The organism is Acinetobacter calcoaceticus DSM 30006 = CIP 81.8, from assembly GCF_000368965.1.
In the GTDB taxonomy this organism is placed as follows: domain Bacteria; phylum Pseudomonadota; class Gammaproteobacteria; order Pseudomonadales; family Moraxellaceae; genus Acinetobacter; species Acinetobacter calcoaceticus.
The window spans coordinates 2,348,730-2,371,796 of record NZ_KB849780.1 but is presented as its reverse complement, the minus strand read 5'-3'; the positions used below and the strand labels follow the sequence as shown (position 1 = coordinate 2,371,796).

The window sequence follows — 23,067 nt, the reverse complement described above, 5'->3', positions numbered from 1 at the left end:
AGAATTATAAATAAGATTAAGAACAGATGCCAATTCGATAAAAAAGCCGCTTTGCGGCTTTTTTTTATTCTGAGAATAATAAGCTAAAAACCGATTTTCCAACATCGTCCTCTATAAATGAATTAAAAACTTTGTGCTTAATAACTTTTTCCATAAGTACATCATCTTCAAGTGTTAATAGAGAAATGGCGTATAGTTCTATTTTAGAATAATCTGAAAGAAAAATAGACATAGCCACTTCTCTATCTTCATTATTAATACCTTTAAAGTTTTCAATAAAATTAATGATATATAAGAAATATTCTTTATATTGAGATGCTCTCAAATGACTATAAGGGATAATATAAGGAGAAATATTAAGGATCATGTTTTTTAAAGTTTTTAGAATTTCATCTTTGTGAAGATTTTCATCCCCATGAAATTTCATAAACTTATCATATGTAGTTGTTGCACCATAATGTAATTTCTTAAAAGTACCGTTTTCCTTTAAATGTTCCAATGCAGAAGAAGAGCCAAAAATAGGTAAACTATCAGCATCTTCATAGTAAGTTTTTTTTCTATTAAGTAATGGAAAAAGTATATTGAAGAAATTCTGAACCTGAGCTTCTTTAATCTGTTTTTCTAAAAGTTCTGCTTGTTGTTCTGTAATCAGCACTTGTTGTTCAGCTATATCATTACTTTTCTCAATTTCTAACTGTTGGTCTTGAACAGCCTTTCTTTGTAATTGCAACTCTTTGCTCTGTAAAATCAAGGTAATAATTAGTGTTGCAAATGCAAGGCCACTAAATAATGTATTTAATGCACCAAATGAATCACCAAAAGTTCCATATGTTGCAGTGTTAGTTATGGTATGGAGATGCGGTAATGCATAGGGAAAGCCTACTCACATTCCAAAAACTGAGATAATTAATAAGAAACAATAAATAAAGCCTTTCCAATCACTAGATTTTTTTTTCTTTGAATTGGGATATTTTTTAGAAGACATTTTTTTCTCACAAAACAAAACCGTCTAAAAGCTAGTTTTAGACGGTTGATTAAGAAATATTAACTTATTGAATTGAACAGTTATCTAGCATTGGAGTACCAGCAATCTCACTATTACCTGTACACAATAATTTGATCTTTTGGCCTTTGCTCAAGCTAGCAGCTTTGTTTTGCTCAGCATCAGCTAAATGAGCTTGTGGTTGGTTAAACTCATATTCGCCACCAGCTTTTAAAGTGAGGTAAGGTTCATCTGAGATACCAGCATCAATTGAGCTTACTGTAGCTGAAACTAATAGAGTTTTACCCTTAAATTGTTGGTTTGCAGCAACTTCATTATTTTTATAAGCATTCAATAATTCATTTGCAGTAACTTCGATTGGTGGCTCAGCTGGAGCAGTTGGTTCAGCAGAACTAGAAGCTGGTTGTGTCTTATCATCTTTGCCAAAAATAACGCCTAGCACAACTAAAACAATGATAATTATCGCAATCCACTTTAAAATCTTTAACATGTCATACCCTCTTATTTTTTACGTAAACAAAATATAGTTAATAAAAGTTTAAGTATATTTACATAACGATTCACTATTTTACAAGAATATAACGCTAAGGTCGCATAATGTCTAAGTCATTTTGAAGGTCGTCTAAGGATTTCGATAAGTGGAGCATCAAACCTTACTCATCTTTTGATTTTTTTGAATCATCAGAAAATAAATTTTTCGTTTCTACGATCTCAATCATTTTTTTATTTCCAATTTTTATTTCGTAAAATAAATAATCTTTGCTGAAATATAATAATTTGGGATGTGAATTTAGCTTATATTCTTTAGATAGCTTATTTGTAGCCTTGTTAAAGTTATTCAAGTTTGTTGGTATGCTTACTAATTCTCTAGCCGCTTTTACCATCTGAAAAGCAGGAAGGGATAGGAAAATAACAAATATTATAAACATGATCTTTCTAAAATCGTAATGCAAAAAGACTTTTTTTATAAAATTATTTTTATGAGATATATATGCATCTATCTGTTTAATTATTCCTAAGATTATAAAAACTATAACAGCAAGTAGGAATGAGTTAATTAATATTGAAAAAAATGAATTATAGTTGAATTTATAAATATAGTTATAAGCTAAAATAATTGCCATTAAGGGAATGAAATTGAAAAAAACGATTGAAATAAAAGAAGTTTCTTTAAATTCGTCATTATCGAAGTCAAGTTTAGGATATGGTAAGAATCTTATTAAGTTATAAAGTCCGAAAAACCAAAACAATAAGAATAATGCCAATAAACCATCTGGTACTATTTGATTAATTGAAAAGAATCTAATATAGGATAGATCAATAGAAGATAGTTCAAGTATTTGCCATATTCCACCTAAGATTGATGGAAGAATAATAAATAAGGGTAAATTACTTTTAAAAAAGTTAAAGTCTTTTAAAAATGAATATTTGAAAACCTGAAGTACTTGATGATTTTTAATTTCTAAAGATTCATTATTTTGTTGATCTTGCATAAGTGGCTAATAACCTAGGAATTATTTAAAAATAGCAAAATGGTATCTTGACATAACGATTCACTATCGGCAATATGGAAAAACGCAGCAAAATCTGCGTACAGGCGTGGAAACCTGTAAATTGTACTAGAGGGCAGAAAATATCCGCTCTGAAGCGGCTTTTTTTTGCCTAAAATGTCTAATCGGCTATACTTGTTATGGTAGATCGGGCAGGGCAGCTTTTAGCTGGCCGTTCTCTAGTACGGTATTTCCACCCCTGTTCGGTCTGCCACCATTCCGTGGAAAGAATGGCGGTAGGTTTGCAAAGAACTTACTAGAGTATTCACCATGAAAAAATCTATTCAAATCATCGAACACACGCCTATCCATGATTTAGAAGCGTTTTTAAAACGCCAGAAGCAAATCAAACGTTCTAACTTTCTCAAAAACCTCTATGAAGGATCTGCATTTATTTGTATGGTCGCGTTTACATTCTCTTTCTTTTTTTTGGGGAAGTAATCTCATGACGACACTCGAATTACAAAATGCTGTATTCATTCAAAATGATCAAATCAAAACTGACAGTCTTAAAGTTGCCGAAGTATTTGGAAAGCGTCACAGTGACATTATTCGTGCAATAAAAAATATTGACTGCTCAACTGAGTTTAGCGAACGCAATTTTGCGTCGGCTGATTATTTAGATGAGCAAGGAAAATCCCGTCCAATGTATGAGATGACCAAAGACGGCTTTATTTTCCTTGCGATGGGTTTTACAGGTGCAAAAGCAGCTCAGATCAAAGAAGCCTACATAAAGGCTTTTAACCAAATGGCAGAGCTGCTCTTAAAACAGCGAAATCAATTGCAAACAATACAAGTTGGATCGGTAGTTCAGTTACGCTCAGGTAGCCCTAACCTAACTGTAAATAATATTTTTGATGATATTGCCGAGGTGATTTGGTTTAGAGGAGGGCGTATTGTTCGTGAACATCTTCCGATTAGTTGCTTAAGTTTGGGCGAAAATGATCAGATTGCACCAAATGTTGCGAGTTCACTTGAGTCATTTTGGTCAAGTATGTACACACATGGCATTCACAACTTTAATCACAGCAATCGTACCGATCAAATTGCGATTAACCTCACACAAGTTCTAGATCTATTCCCCAATCTGTTTAAACGCCCAGATCTAATTCAGACTTTACCTCACAGTAAACCGCCATATCCTAAGTATTTGGAACACAATATTGCAATTCAGAGCAGGTTGGAACGTAAAACGATTCGTTGTTGGATATTTACAAGTAGCCAACCTACCATGATTGATGTCGGTCGCTAAGGGGAATGATGATGAACGAAAATATTATTCCCTATGTGCCCATTGCACCACGGGTTCAAGCAACCAATGAAAAAAGCCGTTTGCTGTGCGAACAATTATTTTTGCTCATAGATAGTGTGACCAGCAGTCAAATCCTTTTTAACCACCAGACTGATAAGGGATTCTTATCAATTTCCCCTGATCAAATTAATGATTTGATTGAAGAACTGTCAAAAACTGATCGTTCATTCAAAAAAATCGATATAAAGTTATTAAATTCGTCGCTAAAAGATCTTATTTATCCTAAGTTTAATGGAGAACTCACCATTAGCAGCCCGATCTGGAACAACACAGAGGTACGGGTTTGGCAATTTCAATTAAATCAAATTGCTAATGGGGTAAATATGGAACTTTTAGATAAAGATGCAGAATTGAACTTAGACATGGCTTTAAGTGCTATACGCATTTGGCGTAATTCATTGGAAACTGGGTCTGAAAATAGAGATGTAATTTATAAAAGAAATGATCTGATTTATAAGTTAATGGATTTAGAGCAGAGGCTAGAAATTGTTCAGCAATATGTTGAAGGCACTGAGTAAATAAAAAGCCTCCAAATGGAGGCTTTTTAAATTATTCAAATCGCATAATATTACTAAACTTTGTTTCAGTAGAGCTTTTATCTGTATTTCCAACTCTTATACCTTGTTTACCTTCTAGTGATAAAGTTGGAATAACAGGTGGTAGAGTTTTAATTATAGTATCAGAAAGAGATGGGGTGTAATTCGCTGTAATAACGCCAACTTGTGTTCTGCTTTTCGACTTTTCTTGAGAAGAATAAAACAATCCACCAACTTGCCAACCAGGCCCAGTAATTTTTGAATTAGCTTTTGTACCTTTCAGCATTGAAAATGACGTTGTTAAAATAGCTGCTTCAAGAATCACTGCAACTGATTTAAATTTTACGTCTTTTTTATTTTCAAACTCTGCTTTTGCTGCCTTCGCTAATTCACTAAATTTCTTTTTATCAAGATCATCAATACTGATAGAACTATCTGCACTTTTAAAAAACTTATATTCTACTTTTGAATTTTTTTCATATTCAACTCCTATAGCAGGGATTCCCATATTAATTGCATCCTTGGTATCTAATAGGTAAGTATCATATTTTAGATCAGATAATCTTATTTTTGGATTACTTATACCATCTTTAAGAATACGATCAATATAGGGATATCCTTTGGTCTTACCATTAGAGTCTTCATAAATAACAATTACGCTGCCTGGAAAATTTGAAATATTATCAGGATTATAAATAGTACCATCTAGTATCAGAAAACCAGCAAAAGGATTATCTAATTTGGTGGCTACTATCTCACCTTTAGGATTTGTTGTTGGATTATTCCCAGAGTATCCAAATAAGTCAGCATTTGAGATACTACTTGTTAATAATAGTGAAAGAACTATAGCTAGTTTTGAGATTTTCATAGTTTTCTTCCTTGTTGTATAGGTATATGTTTATTTTGGTTTTAAAGTAATATTACTATACTAAATTGATATTCCATTTTGCCTAAAAAAACAACAATTATTCGATAAAATCAATTAAAGCCTCCAATATGGAGGCTTTTCTCATATTTAATTATTTTTTTCTAAATCTTTTGCCATCACTTTACTTAACCCAAGCAATGCTTGTTGAGCTTCAGAGCTGAGCTGTCTATAGGCTTTTAAAAGCAAGCTTTCTTCACTAGTAAGTCCAGCATAATCAGGATCAATTCCAAGAATTACATATCGAATATCTACACCTTGCTTATGTAGATTATGTAAATAAGACCATTGATCAGGAATTTTTCCACGGACATACACACCCAAAGTGTTGTCACTCGCACCAATCACACGGGACAACGGTTTAGCTTTTAAATTCTTTTTTTCGAGTTCTTCATTGAATCGCTTTCCAATTTCTATCCCAATATTAGGGTCGAGATTAGGCATAAAAATATTCCCTTTTTGAATTGAAGGATTAAATATTTGTGCTATAGTGAGTCATAGCAAATCACTATGCCCGCTAGGATAAAGTATGAGTACAAATATTTCACCTCTAAATCGTCCTCGGTCTAAAAAGATCACCGGTGGACGTGTTCGGTGCATCGTTTATCTACCAAAAGAAGAAGTCCAAGAAATTGATAAAAATGCTGAAGAAGCAGGAATGAGCCGTTCAAGCATTATTTCCCAAAACTACTACCTAGGTAAAAAGCAAACTGCAACTAAGGAGAACTAATACCAATGAGTCTAATGAAGCAAAAACGGGATAACCGTTACAACGTCAACCTAACTGATGATGAATCTGATCTTTTTAAAGTTGTCTCACGGCTTACAGGTATTAATCCTGGCGTAATCATGCGTCAGCTTGTGATGAAACAAGCTTTAGCTTTGCTAATCGCAGAAGACATTCAAGATAACTTTAGCTTAGAGAACTACTTAAACAAAGGCGCATCAGATCACCTTTCAAGGAGCTGAATTGATGCCAACACAGGAAATAGCTCTTACGGATAAAGAGAAGGAAATTGTACAGGAAGTACAAAAATCTTTAGGTCATGAAACCATTGAAGAAACCATTGAGTACCTTGCCAGACAAAGGATCCAAGAACTACTTGGAAAATTAGCAGGGCAGGAACTTAGAAAGAAAAATCGGCATTTATTTTAAGGCAGTTTATTGAAAATGATGTTTCCAGAAACCAAAGCTTTAGTAGTAGAGAAGTTGCAAGATATCTACGGCTTCAAAGTAAAAGGCAACAATAAATTGCGTGGTAGATGCCCAGACTGCAACCATAAGGAAGCATCAGCTTGGGTATATCCTGAGGAACCGTGGGTAGTTTTCTGCCCACGTAAAAACGAATGTGGTAGCGAAAACCACATTCGTGATTTATTCCCAGAGTTATTTGAAAAATGGGAAAAACGATTTGAACCTACACCTGAAGATCCAAACAAAACTGTAAATGCTTATTTAGTTGAAGGCCGTGGCTTTCCGTTAGAGCAACTTAAAGGTCTATACACGCAAGAAAGCATCACGCGTTATAAGCCAAAGAAAACCACTTCTGTTACGTTAAGATTTCCAATAACCGATGACAAAGAGAACATAGGTTGGTGGCAGCGTGTTCTAGATGAACAAGGCGTTTTGCCTAAAACTACCTTTAAAGAAGACTGGTTATCGGCAGGTCATGCTTGGATGACTCCAAACACAAATTATATCGAGTCTAAAGAGATCTGGATCACTGAAGGGATCTTCGACACGATCGCTCTTTGGTTATCGGGCATTACCAGTTTTTCAGCATTATCAGCTGGCAATTTCCCAAAAATTTTACTTAATCACATTGCAATGAAATGTGCCGAACAAGAGCTTTCTTTACCAAAGCTAGTGTGGGCATACGATAACGACAACGCTGGCCATGAAGGTATAAGAAAAAATATAGCTTTAGCAGAAGAACTCGGCTTTGAATCAGAAGCTGCACTTCCTCCTGGTGGGCGTAAAAAAATAGACTGGAATGACCTTTATAAACAAGATCGTCTCAAGTTTTCAGACATAGAAACATATAAATATTACGGTTCTTTATTAATCGCAGAGAAACCTGTGGATAAAGGCATACTTATCTACAAGCGTTATGGTACCAAGTCATTTCCGTTCGATTTCAATAACTGCGTTTATTGGTTCAAGTTGAATATGGATAAATATGATGACTACTTAAAAGACATTAGTTTCGAACCAAATAACAATGAAGACTGGGCACAAGAAGAAAAAGACAAAGCTACTGCTGAACGTCGTGAAAAAGCCATTGAACATGCGGCAGATGTCGAAATTATGATGGAGTGCAGACCACACGGGCTTTACTACCAATATCAGAAAGAAGTTGATGAAGCAGATTATTACTTTCAGATAGATTTCCCACGTGGTGCGAAGACGATTAAAAACACATTTAGCCCTTCCCACATTTCTTCAGCTCCAGAGTTTGGCAAGCGTCTTCTACATGTTGCACCTGGTGTTTTTTATGAAGGTAACAGTAAGCAGCTGCTTACATTCCTAAAACGTGAGCTCAAGGATATTAAACGTGTTCAGCTAATCGATTATGTCGGCTATCACTTAGAGCAAAAAACCTATGTTTTAGGCGATTTGGCTTATCAATCAGGTAAACAATTCGTAATCAATAAGGAAGATTATTTTGAGCTTCCACGCCATACAAACTTAAAGTGCAATGCGCCATTTGTATTGGAAATAAACAAGAACCAAGAAGAGTATCAACAAACTTGGGTTAAAGATCTCATTGATGCCTATGGCGTTAAAGGCTTAATCGGTTTAACAGCCTTTTTTGGTGGTTTATATGCACAACAGATTCGTAAGACTCACAAGTCTTTTCCATTCTTGGAGCTAGTAGGTGAACCCGGCACAGGTAAATCAACCTTAATCCAATTTCTATGGAAACTGTTTGGCCGTGTGAACTATGAAGGTCTAGATCCTACTAAAACATCCAAAGCAGGTTTAATCCGTACTTTACGCCAAGTATCTAACCTCCCTGTCGTATTCATTGAGTCAGATCGCCAAGGGGAAAATGCATCAAAGCAGTTCAACTGGGATATGTGCAAAACCATGTATGACGGTGGGTCACTAGGTGCAATGGGTGTGAAATCAGGAGGTAATACAACATACGAACCATTATTTATGGGCACGTTAATTATTAGCCAGAATGCTGAAGTACTAGCTTCAGAAGCAATCATGGGTCGTATTGTTCATGTTAAATTCTTTAAAGATCAACTAAGCAAAACAAGCCTTTATGCATCACGTAACTTATCAAAGTACGAACCAGAGAACGTTAGCCAGTTTCTTTTGCAATGTTTAAGCAAAGAAAAAGACATTTTAGAAGCCTTCAATATTGGCTATGAAAAATATGATGCGATGCTGCACCAGGAACAATACAACATTCAAAGCTCTCGTATTGTTCATAACCACGCGCAGCTTATGTCTCTATTTGATGCGATGTGTCGTCATGTAATTGAAGTGCCACCACAAGTACAAAAACAGGTGACTGAAGAATTTATCAAGATGGCTCAGAGCCGTGACAAGGTCCTCAAATCAGATCCAGTTATTGTTCAGAACTTCTGGAACACGATCGAAGAAATGGAAGATTCAATTAGAAAAATGGAAAACCACGATACGGTCGTAAACCACTCTGCTAAGACAGACATTATCGCCATCAATTTTGCCCATTTATACAAGGTCGCAGCGGATTATCGATATGCATTACCTGATGTAAATGATCTTCAAAATGCACTGCGCCATAGCCTGCATTATCGCTTCATTGAAGCCAATAAAGCCATACAGAGCAAAATTACCAATTCAACAAAACGATGTTGGATCTTTGAAAAACCAGCTTCACAACGGGATTGATTCCCCATATAAAGTATATAGTTTGGAAATTAAACGAATGGCTGTAATACTATAATATTCAGCCATTAAAGACTATTTAGTTAAAAAAATAAAATCTCCTAAATAGGATATTAAAGTGTTAAATCAATTTTTATTACTTCCATAATAAGAAATGCTAACCAATTAATACAAGGTTCATTGATGATTTCAAAAAATTCATCAGTGCACATTATATTTTTAGAAGTGAAACTTGCATTTGCACCTGTTAGAGCATGAAAATACTTATTCCGTATTTCAATTATAAATCCAATGATGTCTTCATTTTTAATGGAAATGCGGTTAAATGGTGTTTCAATTAATGGAGTGTTAGAGCCTTGAGCTTTGGTCGCTGCATTTTTGATTGACATAAAATATTCTTTTTGCCAATCTTGATTTATGGATATAATATTAAAATCCGTAGTTATGGCCAAATATGGATCTACAAATCCTTTTATAAATAATTTTAACCCCCCTAATTCTTTTGTATCTTTATTTTGGAAAAACTCTTTTAATTTGCTAAATGTTCCATAAAAGTCTTTAGATTTTGAAGCCCATATTAATGGAAGTGCATAAGAAATTCTTTCAAGTATTCTATATAAGTGGACAAAACCATTAACAAAATTTTTGTTTTTCATACATGTAAAGTAGTTTGAAAATTCAAAAAAAATTTCTTTGTAGAAGTTTCTGTTAATACCAGCTCTGATAGAGTTAGATAAAATTAGATTAGTAGTACCAAAATATGTCCCTAAATTTGTAGATAATCTTTCTTTTTTATATGGTAAATTGTAATAGTTAATTCTTTGTTTAACTATTTTTTGAGATTTGTTGCAATAAATATCTAATTTTCCTAATAATAACCTTATTAAAAGAAGGTCATAAGATGTAGCTATATGAGGACTTATATTAATAGCTAAGTTTTGTGGAAAATTAGTAGGAATATTTTGAAAACATTCTCTGGCTTCAAATTTTTCTAACATTCTACATAACCACTTTAAATTTTATTTGATATGTAATCTAGTACTTCATTTACACTTTTATTTTGTAAAAAATCATAACTGTAAATAAATTCTTTTACAGCATTTCTTCTATACATACCAATTTTAATTTTAGAAGAGTCAAAACTTTTCAGAGCTTCATCAAATATTTTAATATTATCTTTAAAGCCTTCTATGGATTCCTCATCTAAAACATTATATGAATTTCGTATTCCAACACAGAAGCCTATTAAGTTATTGGATACTTTAAACCATTTTAATAGTTCATCATCATCATCAATAAATGATGAAATTAATTTTATAATATCCGTGAAATCTACTTCTTTATCATCAAATGATGTCATTATATTTTCGGCTATTAACTCTTCTAATTTACTTTCAATAATTTTATTATTATCAATATTAGTAGAATTGCTTATATATGCTAAATATGCTTTTACAATGTCAGCTCTGCTAATCGTATCTTTTGTGTATCCTTCTCTTTCAGTTGTTAATCGCATTTCCAAGCTGTTAAATATAGGGTCGTTTGTAGTTAAGATCTCAATTTGATGTTTGGGAGTCATCGGTTTTTGACCATTATTAAGTGTGATCATTCTATATAGTAAATTATCCATTGATGGACATATTAATATATTCAAAGTAATAATACCTCTGTCCAGGACATCCTGATGAATTTCTTTGGAAATTCTATTTAAGGTACTTAATCTCTGTATGCCATCTAATATGAACGCATTTTTTATATTTTGATTTATATAGTTTTTAATTTCATGTGGATTTTGAAGATTTTCTTCAGAAATAAAAGCAACAGTAATTGGAGGCATAATACATCCAACTTTTAAATCATTTTCTAAGCGTTTATAAATTTTGTTTTCTAATAATTTTCTTTGAATTTTTAATTTATCTATTAGATGAAATAACTCATCTATAGCATAAGAATAACTTGTTGATCCAATTGCAAAATGGCTCTTAATTACATTGTCATATGCAACGTCGTAAACTTTTATAGACATTTTTTATGAGTTCCACCAAATAATAAAAAAATTATACTTCATGAAGCGAATGTTGAGTATAGTGACATAGTGATTCACTATTGTGCAATATAAAATCCTACACCTTTTAAGCACCTTTTAATCACCTCCGATGAAAAAGTTATTTAAATAAAATATGTCAATATTTTAAGATACTTAAATGTAGGTCTACTTATGTCTGCAGGACTCGAAATCCGTGGTAAATCGATGCGAATTTGGATGCGTCCGATCGCAACAGAACCAGCCATTAAAGAAACTTTAGACTGGGCCTTTACTCCAGAGAATCAAGATAGAGCAGAGAAACTGGCCAACTTAATAAAATTAGAAATACAGCTGGAGCAATTCAGCTTGGCCAAACATTTTCCAAACTCAAAACACTTACAAAATAATCAGGTTACTTACTATGCCCAGCTTTATTTGAGCCAAACCATTAAAGAGGTTGCACCGAGTACTTATGATTCTTATAAGGGCCATGTTTACAATCACATCATTCCAAAATGGGGCCAAATTAACCCAAAAGATATAAATACAAACATGCTTAAAAAGTGGATTGAGCACTTAAAAGATAGCTTAAACAATAAGACCGTACGAGAAATTATTACTCGTTTTTCGCAGATCCATGCGATATGGCGCGATGAACGTCAAATGCCTTATAACCCATTTGAAAACATTGTAATTCACCAAGTTGATACGCCAGAACCAGATCCATTTAGCAAAGTTGAGATTGCAATGATCTTAAATACTGAAACGGATCTCGATATTCAAAATTTGTTGCCTTGTTTGTTCTGGACTGGCCTTTCGATGTCGGAGCAGATCCCGATCGCTTGGGAAGATATTGACTTAGAGAAGGGTACTATCCAAATTTCTAGATCTTATGTCCGGGGAATTTATCGGGTCACCAAGAATCGACGCAGAAAGAGGAAAATCAAACTTCTTGAACCGGCAATTACGGCTCTCAAAAAACAATATCAAATCACAGGTAATGCTCGAGCAAAAACAATTGAAGTACTTCAGCGTGATAATAAGACCAGGAGAGCCGAAAAAGTTCGTTTTGTCTGGATTAACCACGAACGGTCGAATCATTTTGAATATCATGAACTGCGCTATCGTTGGAATAAACATTTAAACAAGGCAAAGGTGCGGAGACGTGGGATTAACCAAGGCAGACATACATTCGCAAGCCAACTTTTAACGTCTGGACAAGTTCCTCCAGAATGGATTGCAGAGCAGCTTGGTCACAGTGATACATCTATGATTTATAAACATTACGGTAAGCTAATTGCAGAGGATCTGCCAGATTACATTACCAAGCTAAACAACTACATCACGATGTAATTCTATTTACTTCAGACTTACTCGAAACCTTACATTCAAAACCTTTTATAAGTGCCTATTACTCTAGGCACTTTTTTTATTTATTACTCCATTACTTCAAAACGTATAGAGCTGCCAATAAAGCTTAAGCCATTGATTCAGCACGTCTCTAAAAGTGGACATAAATAACAATTAAAGCTTGGCCACTAACCTGTATAAAAGAACCAAAATTCCCATATTTAGTATTTTTAAAGAATGGTTGTAACCTAAATAACTGATTTATATATATCTATGTGCCTAATTGTGGTGGGTTCGAATCCCGTCATTCACCCCAATTTCGGAGCATAGCACAGCCTGGTAGTGCACCTGGTTTGGGACCAGGGAGTCGTAGGTTCGAATCCTACTGCTCCGACCATATTTAAAAGCGTTCAAGCTTTATAAAATATCCCAAATATTAAAAAGAATTTCTTCTTATCTTATCGATAGAAGGAATTTTTTTGTTTTCTATTTCAAAATTTTAATTCAAACTCACTCCAATATTTGAACTCGTATTCCTTATATACATATAACCTCTGTTCTCTGTTACTGATATTTCTGTCTTAACTCATTTTTTTCTTTATCTGATAAAAATGCGATTTTAAGTCCATTTTCCTGAGCTGTATAAATTTGCTCAGCGGTTAATCCTGCCAATGGGGCAGCACTTAAATATTCATGTTGTATCTCAATACCTTCTACAGCAGGGTCATCAGTATTAATAGTCGCAAGAACGCCATGCTCTAAAAAAGTCTTTAATGGATGTTGTGCCAATGAAGGTACTGTGTTGGTTTGAACGTTTGAGGTGAGGCAAGATTCAATGCCAATTTCATGTTTAGCTAAATAATCTAACAGCTTCAAATCTTGAACCGCTTTAACACCATGTCCAATCCGTTCAGCACCTAATTCTTCAATGGCTTGCCAAATACTTTCTGGGCCGGCAGCTTCGCCTGCATGTACCGTAATGTGCCAACCTGCATCACGTGCTTTTTTAAAGTGATCAATAAATAAATTGCCCGGAAAACCAAGTTCATCTCCAGCAAGGTCTAAAGCTTTAATATCATTTTTATGGGCAAGTAAAGCATTTAATTCTTTTTCACAGGCTTCCTGACCAAAAGTACGACTCATAATGCCAATTAAATTCGCTTTTACCCCGTAAGTTTGACTGCCTTCTTTTACACCCGCAATGACTGCTTCAACAACGCCTTCAAGCGGTAGTTGATGCGTCATGCCCATGTAACCTGGTGAGAAACGAAGTTCTACATAGTCTAGGCCTTGTTGTGCAGCATCTTGCATGTTTTCAAGTGCAATTCGTTTGCAGGCATCTAAACTGGCTAATACTTTTACGCTCCAATCTAGCTTAGATAAAAAACTTAATAAATCCGGTTCGTTGTTAATGACTTGTACATGCGGACGTAACGTTTCAACGTCGTAGGCAGGCAAATCTAAATGGTATTGTTGCCCTAATTCTAAAATCGTTTGAATGCGGATGTTGCCATCAAGATGGCGATGAATATCTGTAAGGGGAAGTGTTTTTGTAATCATAGGTTTCTTCTTATCTGTTCATATCAATTCATCATGCCTGTTTGAAGCAATTGATAAAAGTTTGGATTTGCTATGTTTTTGTGAAAAGGGATTTAGTTGAGTTTTTTGAACTTAATATATTGGTTTAAGTTTTAATTTTGATGACATTGTTCTGGCCTAAGAAGATAACGCAGTCTGTGTAATATACAAGCACTAAGATTTTTATTGTTTTTAATCTCGCTGAGCCTGTCTACTGTTGACTCTTTAACAATGGATTGGCTAAAGAATGGTCATTGGTATTTCATCTGTTACTTGTAAATATGAGTGAAGGCTTGCTAAAGACCAAACTGATAAGGCGATTAATTTATCTGTAGAAATCTATTTCTGGCAAGTAAATGAAAAGAAGAAATAGGAAGCGTTCAAATGAAGTCGGTACTTTGTCATCAATCAAAATTAGAAGTGGTGGATCAGCCGAAATTAACTCCTACAAAAGGACAGGTGTTATTAGAAGTGGTTCGATGCGGGATTTGTGGCTCTGATTTGCATATGCAACATCACTGCGACCACATGCATGATTTAGCCGCACGTGTCGGGTTTAATGGTTTAGCAAAATCTACCGATCCATTCGTACTGGGACATGAGTTTTGTGGCAAAGTTTTGGATTATGGTCCAAAAACTCGTCATAAATTTAAAGCCGACACACTTGTTTGTGCAATGCCTCTTTTAAATGTAGATCAGCATGGTTATTTATCTACAGGGCTTTCTCCAAATGCATCTGGTGGCTATGCAGAGCAAGTACTTGCTCAATCAAGCCTGATGTTTGAAGTACCCAATGGCTTAGATGTAGATAGTGCTGCCATGACTGAACCTATGGCAGTTGCATTGCATGCTGTTCGCCGTAGCCGTGTTAAAACCAGTGAGCCTGCTATTGTGATTGGCTGCGGTCCTGTCGGGCTAGGTGTTATTTTAATGCTTAAAGCGGCTGGGGTTAAAACTGTAGTTGCCAGTGATTTTTCGCCAAACCGCCGTAAGCTTGCTGAGCAATGTGGTGCCGATATTGTGGTAGACCCTAAAGAAACATCGCCATTTGCTAACTGGAAAGAGTTTGGTTTGCTGGGCAATGTATCTGATGCAATTAACATGGGCATGGGGCTGTTTGATAAGTTACAAGCGACACGCTTACCATGGTGGCATGGGTGGCGCATGATTGATAAGTTAGGCGCTTTGCCAAAACGTCCGGTTATTTTTGAGTGTGTGGGCGTACCAGGTGTTTTGCAGCAAATTATAGAAGGTGCACCTTTGTTTTCCCGAATTGTTGGGGTGGGCGTCTGCATGCAAAGTGACAAAATAGAACCCGCACTTGCGATTAATAAAGAGTTAGAAATTCAATTTGTGTTGGGGTATACACCGCTTGAGTTTAGAGATGCGCTACACATGATTGCAGAAGGTAAAGTGAACTGTTCACCATTGATTACCGGTGTAGTCGGCTTAGAGGGTGTTACGAGTGCATTTGAAGCGTTACGCGATCCTGAACAGCATGCCAAAATTTTGATTGACCCGAAACGTAGTGGTTCAGATATTCAATTGATGAGTCATTAATTCAAAGTAAATTACGGTTAATTAAAAGGTTGTGATCTCATTAATCACAACCTTTTTTTATGAGTATAAATCGCAATATTGGGTATTCAATAATAGCTATAGAGCTGTGTTACTTTTTAGCTGCTCTAATTCGTAGTAAATCCAGTCGACAAATTTCTGAATGGTCGGTGTGATGTCTTGGCTTGAATGGATGAGGTAGTACTTTCGGCTGCCTTTTAGTTTTTTATTGGAAACAATAACAAGTTCTTTTTTTTGTAGTTCCGACTCAATCAACATTTGCGGAATTAAGGCCATTCCCATGTCATGACTGGCAGCAACGGCAAGCATTGAAAATAACTCATGGCGTTGTCCATCAAAGGGCTTTGGATGTTGCATGTGATGAGTCAGAAACCATTCTTGCCAAATGCTAGGCCGAGTGGTTTGTTGAAGTAAGGGAATATTTAGTAAATCTTCGGGGCTTAAATCATAGGTATTTTCATTGATCATCATGGCATCTGGAAAATACTTTTCGATCAGCCTCGGGGAGCATACAGGTACAATTTCCTCATCCATTAAATAATGCGCTTGTATGTCGGGCCAGTGGTCAATTTGCTGCTGTGTGCCTGCAAAAATAGCAGCGTCAAAAATATTGTCATTAAATAAAAAAGGTTTGGTACTGGTCTCTAAGTGAACCGTAATTTCAGGGTATTTTTGATTTAAAAGATGAAGTTTGGGTAACAGCCAGCGTGTTGCAAAGGTAGGAACGACACCTAGCTTTAATGTTCCACCTAAACCCTTATGAGAAATCACATCGGCCGTACATTTCTCTAGCCCTAATAAGTAGGGTTTAATGCTTTTAAAATACTGTTGACCTGCAATGGTGAGTTCAACGCCATGCCGAGTACGTATAAAGAGTTCAACTCCCAAGAAATCTTCTAGCTGCTGAATTTGGCGAGAGACCGCACTTTGAGTAATACATAACTCTTGCGCAGCATAGGTATAACTTAGATGTTTTGCTGCACTTTCAAAGCAAATCAGGCCCTGAATTGATGGGATACTTCTTCGCATAAATAAATCCTTTTATTTGTCGTCATATTTCAAAACAGCATATGACCTAAATGCAGATAGCAGAGTTTAGTATAAAAATAAGCCATTTTTAATGAAATACAACCAATTAAATATCTAAATTTAATGTGACTTATTTTAAATATGCGTAAGTCGCATATCTGCATGAAGATTTATCGTTTGATTACTGCATTTTTCACGCATAACATCGAGTTAAATAAAGAAGATCAAATCAAGCAGAGGATGCGATGAATCACATGGTGACAACAAAAAAAGCAAAAGTTCAATTTAACTGGCAAGACCCATTTTTAATTGAGCAACAGCTTACCGAAGATGAACGCATGATTCGTGATGCGGCTCATGCCTATTGCCAAGAACGCCTGCAACCCCGTGTACTTGAACAATTCCGTCATGAAAAAACAGATCCGTCTATTTTTCGTGAAATGGGAGAGCTTGGCTTATTGGGACCAACTATTCCTGAGCAATATGGCGGTGCAGGTTTGAACTATGTGAGTTATGGTTTGGTCGCACGTGAAATTGAATATGTCGATTCGGGCTATCGCTCTATGGCGAGTGTACAAAGCTCATTAGTGATGGTTCCGATTCATGAATTTGGTACCGAAGAGCAAAAGCAGAAGTATTTGCCTAAATTGGCAATTGGTGAATACATTGGCTGTTTTGGTTTAACAGAACCTGACCATGGCTCAGACCCAGGCAGTATGATTACGCGTGCTAAAAAGGTTGACGGTGGTTATCGTTTAAGTGGCGCAAAAATGTGGATTACCAACAGCCCAATTGCCGATGTATTTGTGGTTTGGGCAAAAGAAGTTTCTGCTGAAGGTAATGTGGGTGATATTCGAGGCTTTATTTTAGAAAAGGGCTGGGAAGGGCTATCTGCACCTGCCATTCATGGCAAGGTCGGTCTCCGTGCATCGATTACGGGTGAAATTGTGATGGATAACGTTTTTGTGCCTGAAGAAAATGCATTCCCTGAAGTTCGAGGATTACGTGGCCCGTTCACTTGCCTAAATAGTGCCCGCTATGGCATTGCATGGGGTGCAATGGGTGCTGCCGAGTTCTGTTGGCATACCGCACATCGATACACAATGGACCGCAAGCAATTTGGTCGTCCCTTGGCTGCAAATCAGTTGATTCAAAAGAAACTGGCAGATATGCAAACTGAAATTGCATTAGGTTTGCAAATAGCTTTACGTTTCGGACGCATGAAAGATGAAGGTATTGCGTCAGTTGAAGGCACATCTTTAATTAAGCGTAACAACTGTGGAAAGGCGCTTGATATTGCTCGCATGGCACGTGACATGATGGGTGGAAACGGTATTAGCGATGAGTTTGGTGTAGCACGTCATTTGGTCAATCTTGAAGTCGTGAATACCTACGAGGGTACACATGATGTTCACGCATTGATTTTAGGTCGTGCACAAACAGGCATCGCAGCATTTAGTAACTAACTAATTCATTTTTAAAAGATAGAGGTGTTCTTTCGCGAGCGCCTTTAGGGATTTTTACGCAAAAATTTATGGATAATGACAAGATTCATCGTAAGGATACTCATGTGAAGATGTGCCTCTGTGTACTTAAAACTAAATGTAAAGTTATGAAAATATAAAAGATTAAGTCATACAGAAAACATAAGTAAGCTATCGATGACTCATTTGGGAAAATGAGGAGCTAATGATGAACAATGACGTTCAAGTAATATCGAAAGAATTAAGAAATACATTTCCAAGTAACCTTGGAACATATGAAAAGATCGGACCTCATACATGGAAATGGGCGTTGTTATTTGCCTATTTTGCGATGGTGGTCGATGGCATTGATATTATGCTGCTGTCTTATAGCTTGACCAGTTTAAAGGCAGAGTTTGGTTTAAGTACCTTTCAAGCAGGTGCATTGGGCAGTGCTTCTTTGGCAGGAATGGGCGTTGGAGGTATTTTAGGTGGCTGGGCATGTGACAAGTTTGGTCGTGTAAGAACCATTGCCAACTCGGTAACCTTCTTTTCGGTAGCGACTTGTTTATTAGGTTTTACGCAAAGCTTCGAGCAATTTATGGCTTTACGCTTTATTGGTGCTTTAGGAATTGGAGCACTCTATATGGCCTGTAATACCTTAATGGCTGAATATGTGCCGACAACTTACCGTACAACAGTATTGGGCACGTTACAGACTGGCCAAACAGTGGGCTATATTGCTGCGACGCTGTTAGCTGGTGCAATTATTCCCGATCATGGCTGGCGTGTTTTGTTTTTTCTGACCGTGGTGCCTGCTTTTGTTAATATTTTTCTACAACGATTTGTGCCAGAACCAAAATCTTGGCAGCTCACCAAAATTGAAAGTTTACAAGGCAATAGGCAGCCTAAAGAAATTGTGGTGGATGAAAAACCAAAAAGTAGCAGCATCTATAAGCAAATTTTTAATAACTTTAAGCACCGTAAAATGTTTTTGTTGTGGATGACTACAGCATTCTTCTTACAGTTTGGCTATTACGGTATTAACAACTGGATGCCAAGTTATTTAGAAACAGAAGTGCATATGAACTTTAAAAACTTAACCAGTTATATGGTGGGTTCATATACCGCAATGATTCTAGGCAAAATTTTAGCGGATTATCTTGCTGACAAATTTAACCGCCGTGCTGTTTTTGTGTTCGGAACAATTGCCAGTGCCGTGTTCTTGCCAATCATTATTTTCTTTAATACGCCTGACAATATTTTGTATTTATTGATCACCTTTGGCTTCCTATATGGCATTCCATACGGTGTAAACGCGACGTATATGGCTGAAAGTTTTTCAACCGATGTGCGCGGAACAGCCATTGGCGGTGCCTATAACATTGGTCGTGTCGGGGCAGCTATTGCACCAGCTACCATTGGTTTCTTGGCATCGGGCGGTACGTTTACCATGGCCTTTATTGTGATGGGTGCTGCGTATTTTGTTGCGGGTGTATTGCCGGGCTTATTTATTAAAGATCGTCAGTACGATCCGCAAAAACAATCATAAACAATGACAAGAAGGTGCGTTAGTGCCTTCTAAAAAGATAAGGGTATCGTTATGGGTGCATTACAAGGAATTCGGGTTTTAGATTTAAGTCGTGTGCTTGCAGGTCCGTGGTGTGGGCAAATCTTGGCAGACCTTGGGGCGGAAGTGATTAAAATTGAACGTCCTCGAGTTGGTGATGACACCCGCATGTGGGGACCACCATGGATGCCCGATCAAGACGGAAACATGACCCGTGAATCTGGCTATTTTCAGTGTACCAACCGCAATAAATATTCGGTTGCGGTGGACATTACCACACCTGAAGGTCAGGCCTTAATTTATGAAATTGCCAAGACTGCCGACGTGGTGATTGAAAACTATAAGACAGGGTCTTTGGCTAAATATGGTTTGGACTATGCGTCATTAAGTGAGCTCAACCCCAATCTTGTTTATTGCTCGATTACCGGTTTTGGGCAAGATGGTCCGCGTGCGGAAGAACCCGGTTATGACTTTATTATTCAGGGTATGTCTGGCTTAATGAGCATTACCGGCGAGCCTGATGATGTTGCAGGTAGTGGTGGTGCGCAAAAGGTTGGTGTGGCTGTTGTAGACATTCAAACTGGGTTGTATTCAACCATTGCCATTCAAGCGGCCTTGATTGCACGTTCGCACACAGGGCGTGGTCAATATATTGATATGTCACTACTTGATGTGCAGGTTGCGGCACTGGCAAATCAGGGAATGAATTATTTAGCTTCAGGTAAAGCACCACAGCGCATGGGTAATCAACACCCGAGTATTGTGCCGTATCAAACTTTTAAGGCTAAAGATAAAGAATTTATTATTGCGTGTGGTAACGACAAGCAGTTTAAAGATTTGTGTATTGCGATTGGTTACCCAGAGCTGCTCGAAAATGAAAAGTTTGTGCGTAATCAAGACCGTGTAAAGTATCGAAATGAACTGATTCCTTTATTATCAGAGCACTTTTTGCAAAAAACTGCCAAAGAATGGGTTGAGATGATTCATGCTTTAAAAGTACCGGTGGGTGTCATCAACTCAATTGAAGATGCCTTGGCTGAACCACAAATTGTGCATCGTAATTTGGTGGTGAATATTCCTCATCGTTTAAATGAAAACTTCCAAACCATTGGTTCACCAATGAAACTGTCTGATACTCCAGTTGAATACCATCATGCGCCACCAGAACTGGGTGAACATACTACTCAAATCTTATCGAGATTTAAAACAGTAGAAGAACTGGCTGCGTTAAAAGAGAAAGGCATTATTGATGGGAAAATTGCTTAAGCTATTTTTAATGTTATTCAATTTTAATAAAACTGTGATTTGCAATAAATCACAGTTTTATTATTGGAAAATAAGAGCCTTAATATTTAAAAATAAGTGGCAGCACTGGTCTGAAATCATGAATCATTCCTTGAGGCTCATGATCAAAACTGATTTCCATTAAATGCTCTGATCCATCTGTCACTTCAAAATGATCGAGCATGTTGAACAGTAACGAAGTAGGGTGCTGTTCGAGGTTTGGAATAGAAACTTTGATAGAAGTTATTTCTGATAAATCTTTGCTATGAACAAGTGGTTGTTGTTTTTCTTTCGCAGCAAGGTCTGGTCGTGAAGCAAATGAAAGGAAGAACCACATCGGTTCAGATACAACACAATCTTTAGCAACATTTACTTCTAAGCTAGTTGGCAAATAGCTCGGCTTGTAAACCCAATGAGGAAATTTTGCGCCGTTATCATCTTTATTTTTAGGTCGAAAACAAATACCAAAAGGGGACGCGATATTATCTTGAGCACTGAGTCGTTCAAAAAGCAGGGTGGGTTTTGTGAGATCACTTGAGGCTTCTTCTTGATTATTTAAAAAGATTAATTCGATAAAACTATTTTTAAAGAAAAAGCGTCTATTTTCTGTACCTTGACCCAGGTGCTTATTGGATGAACCTTCTGTTAGACCGAATTTTTTTAAAGTTTCAGCTTCGGGAGCGTCTGATTGTACACAAATAAAAATATGGTCCACTTCCATTTTAAGTTCTCATGCTAATGTTGATGAATATTAAATAATTGGTTAATCGAATTTTTCATATTTATCACAAGCGACTCGTCAAAGCCATCGACTAAAAAGCGGCTAATTAACCCTTCAATCACCGTGTAGATCAGCTCAGATAAAGCTTCACCATTGGGTATATTGCAGTGCTGTGCAATCAGTACTTTAATCCATTGTTTATGGGCTTTAGAAATAGAAATAATGTCTTGATCATCTTGGTTAGATTCAGCGACGGCTCTTACAAATAAACAGCCTTTAAAAAAATCTTGTCTAAACCAATTGGTGTGCCAATCAAGGATTTTATTGATGGCCTCTAACCCCGTTGCATCTCCCACATAGCCTAAAAGGCTTTGCTTAAACCGTTCATCACGTGCAATCAGTACAGATCTCACCAACTGATTTTTATTTTTATAGTACGTGTACATGGTGGTTTTAGAGCAGCCAGATTCATCGCGTATTAGGTCAACGCCAACTCCAACAAAACTATTTTCATTAAATAACTTCTCGGCTGTATCTAATATTTTTAAGGCAGATTTTGACATAAAACTTTTCCAAAAAATAAAATAGTACAGATCTGTACTATTTTGGATTTTATCTATATGCTTTTTAAAAAGCAACTTTTTGTTTGAGGAATAAAACCATGTTCTCGATCTTTTATGGCAAAGAAAAACTGGCTCCATCGCCCAATAAAATTGATATTTTAAGAAGCCTTATTGGGGGGACAGTCAGTATTTTTCTACTGTTGTGGTTGAGTAAGCTCACACACAATATTTTTATCATGGCGCCGTTTGGTGCGACCTGTGTTTTGCTCTATACCGTGTCGCAGTCTCCTTTAGCACAGCCGAGAAATATCATATTTGGGCATCTTATCTCGGCTTTTGTGGGTTTGTTTTTTCTAAAATTTGTTGGTGTTTCTATATTTACAATTGCTTTTTCAGTGGGCTGTGCCATTGCACTCATGCAGATTTTTAAGTGTATTCATCCACCTGCTGGGGCCAATCCTTTGGTTATTTTGCTTACCGCGAGCAGCATACATTACGAGTGGAGCTTCTTAATTTTCCCTGTTTTAGTCGGTGCCGTGTCGTTAGTTTTGGTGGCGATACTGATTAATAATATTAAAGCGAGCACCAAGTGGCCGATGTATGGCTTAGGAATTTTAAATAGTAAAAAGTAGGGAAGGCATGAAGTGTTTTGAGCTTAAAAATAATAAAAGTATTCACTATGCCAAGATAGTG

The 23,067-nt window shown here is 36.4% G+C and carries 24 protein-coding genes and 1 tRNA gene; 14 read left to right on the top strand and 11 right to left on the bottom strand.

The genetic code is table 11. The features are described from left to right. Window positions 1-64 precede the first annotated feature (64 nt). From F936_RS16035 to F936_RS16025, 3 genes are all read right to left on the bottom strand, one after another. Window positions 65-730 (bottom strand): hypothetical protein, encoded by a 666-nt coding sequence (locus F936_RS16035; protein ID WP_005048899.1) that lies wholly within the window; start codon window positions 728-730, stop codon window positions 65-67. A 319-nt stretch (window positions 731-1,049) separates the two neighbouring features. After that, window positions 1,050-1,493 carry an OB-fold protein gene (locus tag F936_RS16030; protein ID WP_005048897.1) on the bottom strand — a complete coding sequence of 148 codons (444 nt, stop codon included), beginning with the start codon at window positions 1,491-1,493 and terminating at the stop codon, window positions 1,050-1,052. Between the two features lie 163 nt (window positions 1,494-1,656). After that, window positions 1,657-2,496 carry a hypothetical protein gene (locus F936_RS16025; protein ID WP_005048895.1) on the bottom strand — a complete coding sequence of 280 codons (840 nt, stop codon included), beginning with the start codon at window positions 2,494-2,496 and terminating at the stop codon, window positions 1,657-1,659. Window positions 2,497-2,823: 327 nt separating this feature from the next. Here F936_RS16025 and F936_RS19385 point away from each other — a divergent pair, with 327 nt between their 5' ends. The 3 genes from F936_RS19385 to F936_RS16015 are packed head-to-tail and all read left to right on the top strand — an operon-like array spanning window position 2,824 to window position 4,383. Further along, on the top strand, window positions 2,824-2,994 hold the full coding sequence (locus F936_RS19385) for a hypothetical protein (protein ID WP_005048893.1): 171 nt from the start codon (window positions 2,824-2,826) through the stop codon (window positions 2,992-2,994). A 4-nt stretch (window positions 2,995-2,998) separates the two neighbouring features. Further along, a complete protein-coding gene (locus F936_RS16020) occupies window positions 2,999-3,805 on the top strand; it encodes a Rha family transcriptional regulator (RefSeq protein WP_005048891.1) in 807 nt (268 codons plus the stop codon). An 11-nt stretch (window positions 3,806-3,816) separates the two neighbouring features. Then, the gene (locus F936_RS16015) at window positions 3,817-4,383 is read left to right on the top strand and encodes a hypothetical protein (protein WP_016802067.1); all 567 of its coding nucleotides are present in this window, start codon (window positions 3,817-3,819) and stop codon (window positions 4,381-4,383) included. Window positions 4,384-4,414: 31 nt separating this feature from the next. Here F936_RS16015 and F936_RS16010 read toward each other — a convergent pair whose 3' ends face one another. Next, the gene (locus F936_RS16010; protein WP_005048888.1) at window positions 4,415-5,269 is read right to left on the bottom strand and encodes a hypothetical protein; all 855 of its coding nucleotides are present in this window, start codon (window positions 5,267-5,269) and stop codon (window positions 4,415-4,417) included. Between the two features lie 147 nt (window positions 5,270-5,416). Further along, window positions 5,417-5,770, bottom strand: coding sequence for a hypothetical protein (locus tag F936_RS16005; RefSeq protein WP_005048886.1), 354 nt, complete (start codon window positions 5,768-5,770; stop codon window positions 5,417-5,419). 85 nt (window positions 5,771-5,855) lie between these two features. Between F936_RS16005 and F936_RS16000 the strand changes: the two genes are divergently transcribed. The 4 genes from F936_RS16000 to F936_RS15985 are packed head-to-tail and all read left to right on the top strand — an operon-like array spanning window position 5,856 to window position 9,215. Beyond that, complete coding sequence (locus F936_RS16000; protein ID WP_005048885.1) at window positions 5,856-6,056, top strand: hypothetical protein; 201 nt, start codon at window positions 5,856-5,858, stop codon at window positions 6,054-6,056. A gap of 5 nt (window positions 6,057-6,061) precedes the next feature. After that, window positions 6,062-6,295, top strand: a complete 234-nt coding sequence (locus tag F936_RS15995) for a hypothetical protein (protein ID WP_005048882.1) — start codon at window positions 6,062-6,064, stop codon at window positions 6,293-6,295. A gap of 4 nt (window positions 6,296-6,299) precedes the next feature. Next, on the top strand, window positions 6,300-6,482 hold the full coding sequence (locus F936_RS15990) for a hypothetical protein (protein WP_005048879.1): 183 nt from the start codon (window positions 6,300-6,302) through the stop codon (window positions 6,480-6,482). A 15-nt stretch (window positions 6,483-6,497) separates the two neighbouring features. Continuing rightward, entirely contained in the window at window positions 6,498-9,215 is a 2,718-nt protein-coding gene (locus F936_RS15985; RefSeq protein ID WP_005048877.1) for a toprim domain-containing protein, read from the top strand. Between the two features lie 110 nt (window positions 9,216-9,325). Here the strand turns inward: F936_RS15985 and F936_RS15980 are convergent, their stop codons facing one another. Together F936_RS15980 and F936_RS15975 are read right to left on the bottom strand one after the other, a co-directional pair. Then, complete coding sequence (locus F936_RS15980; RefSeq protein WP_005048875.1) at window positions 9,326-10,210, bottom strand: hypothetical protein; 885 nt, start codon at window positions 10,208-10,210, stop codon at window positions 9,326-9,328. Window positions 10,211-10,224: 14 nt separating this feature from the next. Next, window positions 10,225-11,238: a hypothetical protein gene (locus F936_RS15975; protein ID WP_005048873.1), complete on the bottom strand. Its 1,014-nt coding sequence runs from the start codon at window positions 11,236-11,238 to the stop codon at window positions 10,225-10,227. 192 nt (window positions 11,239-11,430) lie between these two features. Here F936_RS15975 and F936_RS15970 point away from each other — a divergent pair, with 192 nt between their 5' ends. Both F936_RS15970 and F936_RS15965 read left to right on the top strand, forming a co-directional pair. After that, window positions 11,431-12,591 carry a tyrosine-type recombinase/integrase gene (locus tag F936_RS15970; protein WP_005048871.1) on the top strand — a complete coding sequence of 387 codons (1,161 nt, stop codon included), beginning with the start codon at window positions 11,431-11,433 and terminating at the stop codon, window positions 12,589-12,591. Between the two features lie 317 nt (window positions 12,592-12,908). Then, window positions 12,909-12,985: transfer RNA gene (locus tag F936_RS15965), tRNA-Pro, on the top strand. A gap of 167 nt (window positions 12,986-13,152) precedes the next feature. Here the strand turns inward: F936_RS15965 and add are convergent. Next, window positions 13,153-14,148 (bottom strand): adenosine deaminase, encoded by a 996-nt coding sequence (gene add / locus F936_RS15960; protein ID WP_005048869.1) that lies wholly within the window; start codon window positions 14,146-14,148, stop codon window positions 13,153-13,155. 402 nt (window positions 14,149-14,550) lie between these two features. Between add and F936_RS15955 the strand changes: the two genes are divergently transcribed. After that, window positions 14,551-15,726 (top strand): zinc-binding dehydrogenase, encoded by a 1,176-nt coding sequence (locus F936_RS15955; protein ID WP_005048867.1) that lies wholly within the window; start codon window positions 14,551-14,553, stop codon window positions 15,724-15,726. A gap of 96 nt (window positions 15,727-15,822) precedes the next feature. Here the strand turns inward: F936_RS15955 and F936_RS15950 are convergent, their stop codons facing one another. Next, entirely contained in the window at window positions 15,823-16,773 is a 951-nt protein-coding gene (locus F936_RS15950; protein ID WP_005048865.1) for a LysR substrate-binding domain-containing protein, read from the bottom strand. A 245-nt stretch (window positions 16,774-17,018) separates the two neighbouring features. Between F936_RS15950 and F936_RS15945 the strand changes: the two genes are divergently transcribed. The 3 genes from F936_RS15945 (at window position 17,019) to F936_RS15935 (ending at window position 21,072) form a co-directional block, all read left to right on the top strand. Beyond that, window positions 17,019-18,239, top strand: coding sequence for an acyl-CoA dehydrogenase (locus F936_RS15945; protein ID WP_005048863.1), 1,221 nt, complete (start codon window positions 17,019-17,021; stop codon window positions 18,237-18,239). 226 nt (window positions 18,240-18,465) lie between these two features. Then, complete coding sequence (locus tag F936_RS15940) at window positions 18,466-19,788, top strand: MFS transporter (RefSeq protein WP_005048861.1); 1,323 nt, start codon at window positions 18,466-18,468, stop codon at window positions 19,786-19,788. A 51-nt stretch (window positions 19,789-19,839) separates the two neighbouring features. Next, window positions 19,840-21,072, top strand: coding sequence for a CaiB/BaiF CoA transferase family protein (locus F936_RS15935; protein ID WP_005048858.1), 1,233 nt, complete (start codon window positions 19,840-19,842; stop codon window positions 21,070-21,072). Window positions 21,073-21,151: 79 nt separating this feature from the next. Here F936_RS15935 and F936_RS15930 read toward each other — a convergent pair whose 3' ends face one another. After that, complete coding sequence (locus F936_RS15930) at window positions 21,152-21,811, bottom strand: VOC family protein (protein WP_005048855.1); 660 nt, start codon at window positions 21,809-21,811, stop codon at window positions 21,152-21,154. A 14-nt stretch (window positions 21,812-21,825) separates the two neighbouring features. Next, the gene (locus tag F936_RS15925; protein ID WP_005048852.1) at window positions 21,826-22,374 is read right to left on the bottom strand and encodes a TetR/AcrR family transcriptional regulator; all 549 of its coding nucleotides are present in this window, start codon (window positions 22,372-22,374) and stop codon (window positions 21,826-21,828) included. Between the two features lie 98 nt (window positions 22,375-22,472). Here F936_RS15925 and F936_RS15920 point away from each other — a divergent pair, with 98 nt between their 5' ends. Then, complete coding sequence (locus F936_RS15920; protein WP_005048850.1) at window positions 22,473-23,006, top strand: HPP family protein; 534 nt, start codon at window positions 22,473-22,475, stop codon at window positions 23,004-23,006. Window positions 23,007-23,067: the final 61 nt, after the last annotated feature.

Bases quoted from the DNA above. Each gene is read 5' to 3' on its own strand.
- F936_RS16030 (WP_005048897.1), bottom strand. From the start codon at position 1,493: ATGTTAAAGATTTTAAAGTGGATTGCGATAATTATCATTGTTTTAGTT.
- F936_RS16025 (WP_005048895.1), bottom strand. From the start codon at position 2,496: ATGCAAGATCAACAAAATAATGAATCTTTAGAAATTAAAAATCATCAA.
- F936_RS19385 (WP_005048893.1), top strand. From the start codon at position 2,824: ATGAAAAAATCTATTCAAATCATCGAACACACGCCTATCCATGATTTA.
- F936_RS16020 (WP_005048891.1), top strand. From the start codon at position 2,999: ATGACGACACTCGAATTACAAAATGCTGTATTCATTCAAAATGATCAA.
- F936_RS16015 (WP_016802067.1), top strand. From the start codon at position 3,817: ATGAACGAAAATATTATTCCCTATGTGCCCATTGCACCACGGGTTCAA.
- F936_RS16010 (WP_005048888.1), bottom strand. From the start codon at position 5,269: ATGAAAATCTCAAAACTAGCTATAGTTCTTTCACTATTATTAACAAGT.
- F936_RS16005 (WP_005048886.1), bottom strand. From the start codon at position 5,770: ATGCCTAATCTCGACCCTAATATTGGGATAGAAATTGGAAAGCGATTC.
- F936_RS16000 (WP_005048885.1), top strand. From the start codon at position 5,856: ATGAGTACAAATATTTCACCTCTAAATCGTCCTCGGTCTAAAAAGATC.
- F936_RS15995 (WP_005048882.1), top strand. From the start codon at position 6,062: ATGAGTCTAATGAAGCAAAAACGGGATAACCGTTACAACGTCAACCTA.
- F936_RS15990 (WP_005048879.1), top strand. From the start codon at position 6,300: ATGCCAACACAGGAAATAGCTCTTACGGATAAAGAGAAGGAAATTGTA.
- F936_RS15985 (WP_005048877.1), top strand. From the start codon at position 6,498: ATGATGTTTCCAGAAACCAAAGCTTTAGTAGTAGAGAAGTTGCAAGAT.
- F936_RS15980 (WP_005048875.1), bottom strand. From the start codon at position 10,210: ATGTTAGAAAAATTTGAAGCCAGAGAATGTTTTCAAAATATTCCTACT.
- F936_RS15975 (WP_005048873.1), bottom strand. From the start codon at position 11,238: ATGTCTATAAAAGTTTACGACGTTGCATATGACAATGTAATTAAGAGC.
- F936_RS15970 (WP_005048871.1), top strand. From the start codon at position 11,431: ATGTCTGCAGGACTCGAAATCCGTGGTAAATCGATGCGAATTTGGATG.
- add (WP_005048869.1), bottom strand. From the start codon at position 14,148: ATGATTACAAAAACACTTCCCCTTACAGATATTCATCGCCATCTTGAT.
- F936_RS15955 (WP_005048867.1), top strand. From the start codon at position 14,551: ATGAAGTCGGTACTTTGTCATCAATCAAAATTAGAAGTGGTGGATCAG.
- F936_RS15950 (WP_005048865.1), bottom strand. From the start codon at position 16,773: ATGCGAAGAAGTATCCCATCAATTCAGGGCCTGATTTGCTTTGAAAGT.
- F936_RS15945 (WP_005048863.1), top strand. From the start codon at position 17,019: ATGAATCACATGGTGACAACAAAAAAAGCAAAAGTTCAATTTAACTGG.
- F936_RS15940 (WP_005048861.1), top strand. From the start codon at position 18,466: ATGAACAATGACGTTCAAGTAATATCGAAAGAATTAAGAAATACATTT.
- F936_RS15935 (WP_005048858.1), top strand. From the start codon at position 19,840: ATGGGTGCATTACAAGGAATTCGGGTTTTAGATTTAAGTCGTGTGCTT.
- F936_RS15930 (WP_005048855.1), bottom strand. From the start codon at position 21,811: ATGGAAGTGGACCATATTTTTATTTGTGTACAATCAGACGCTCCCGAA.
- F936_RS15925 (WP_005048852.1), bottom strand. From the start codon at position 22,374: ATGTCAAAATCTGCCTTAAAAATATTAGATACAGCCGAGAAGTTATTT.
- F936_RS15920 (WP_005048850.1), top strand. From the start codon at position 22,473: ATGTTCTCGATCTTTTATGGCAAAGAAAAACTGGCTCCATCGCCCAAT.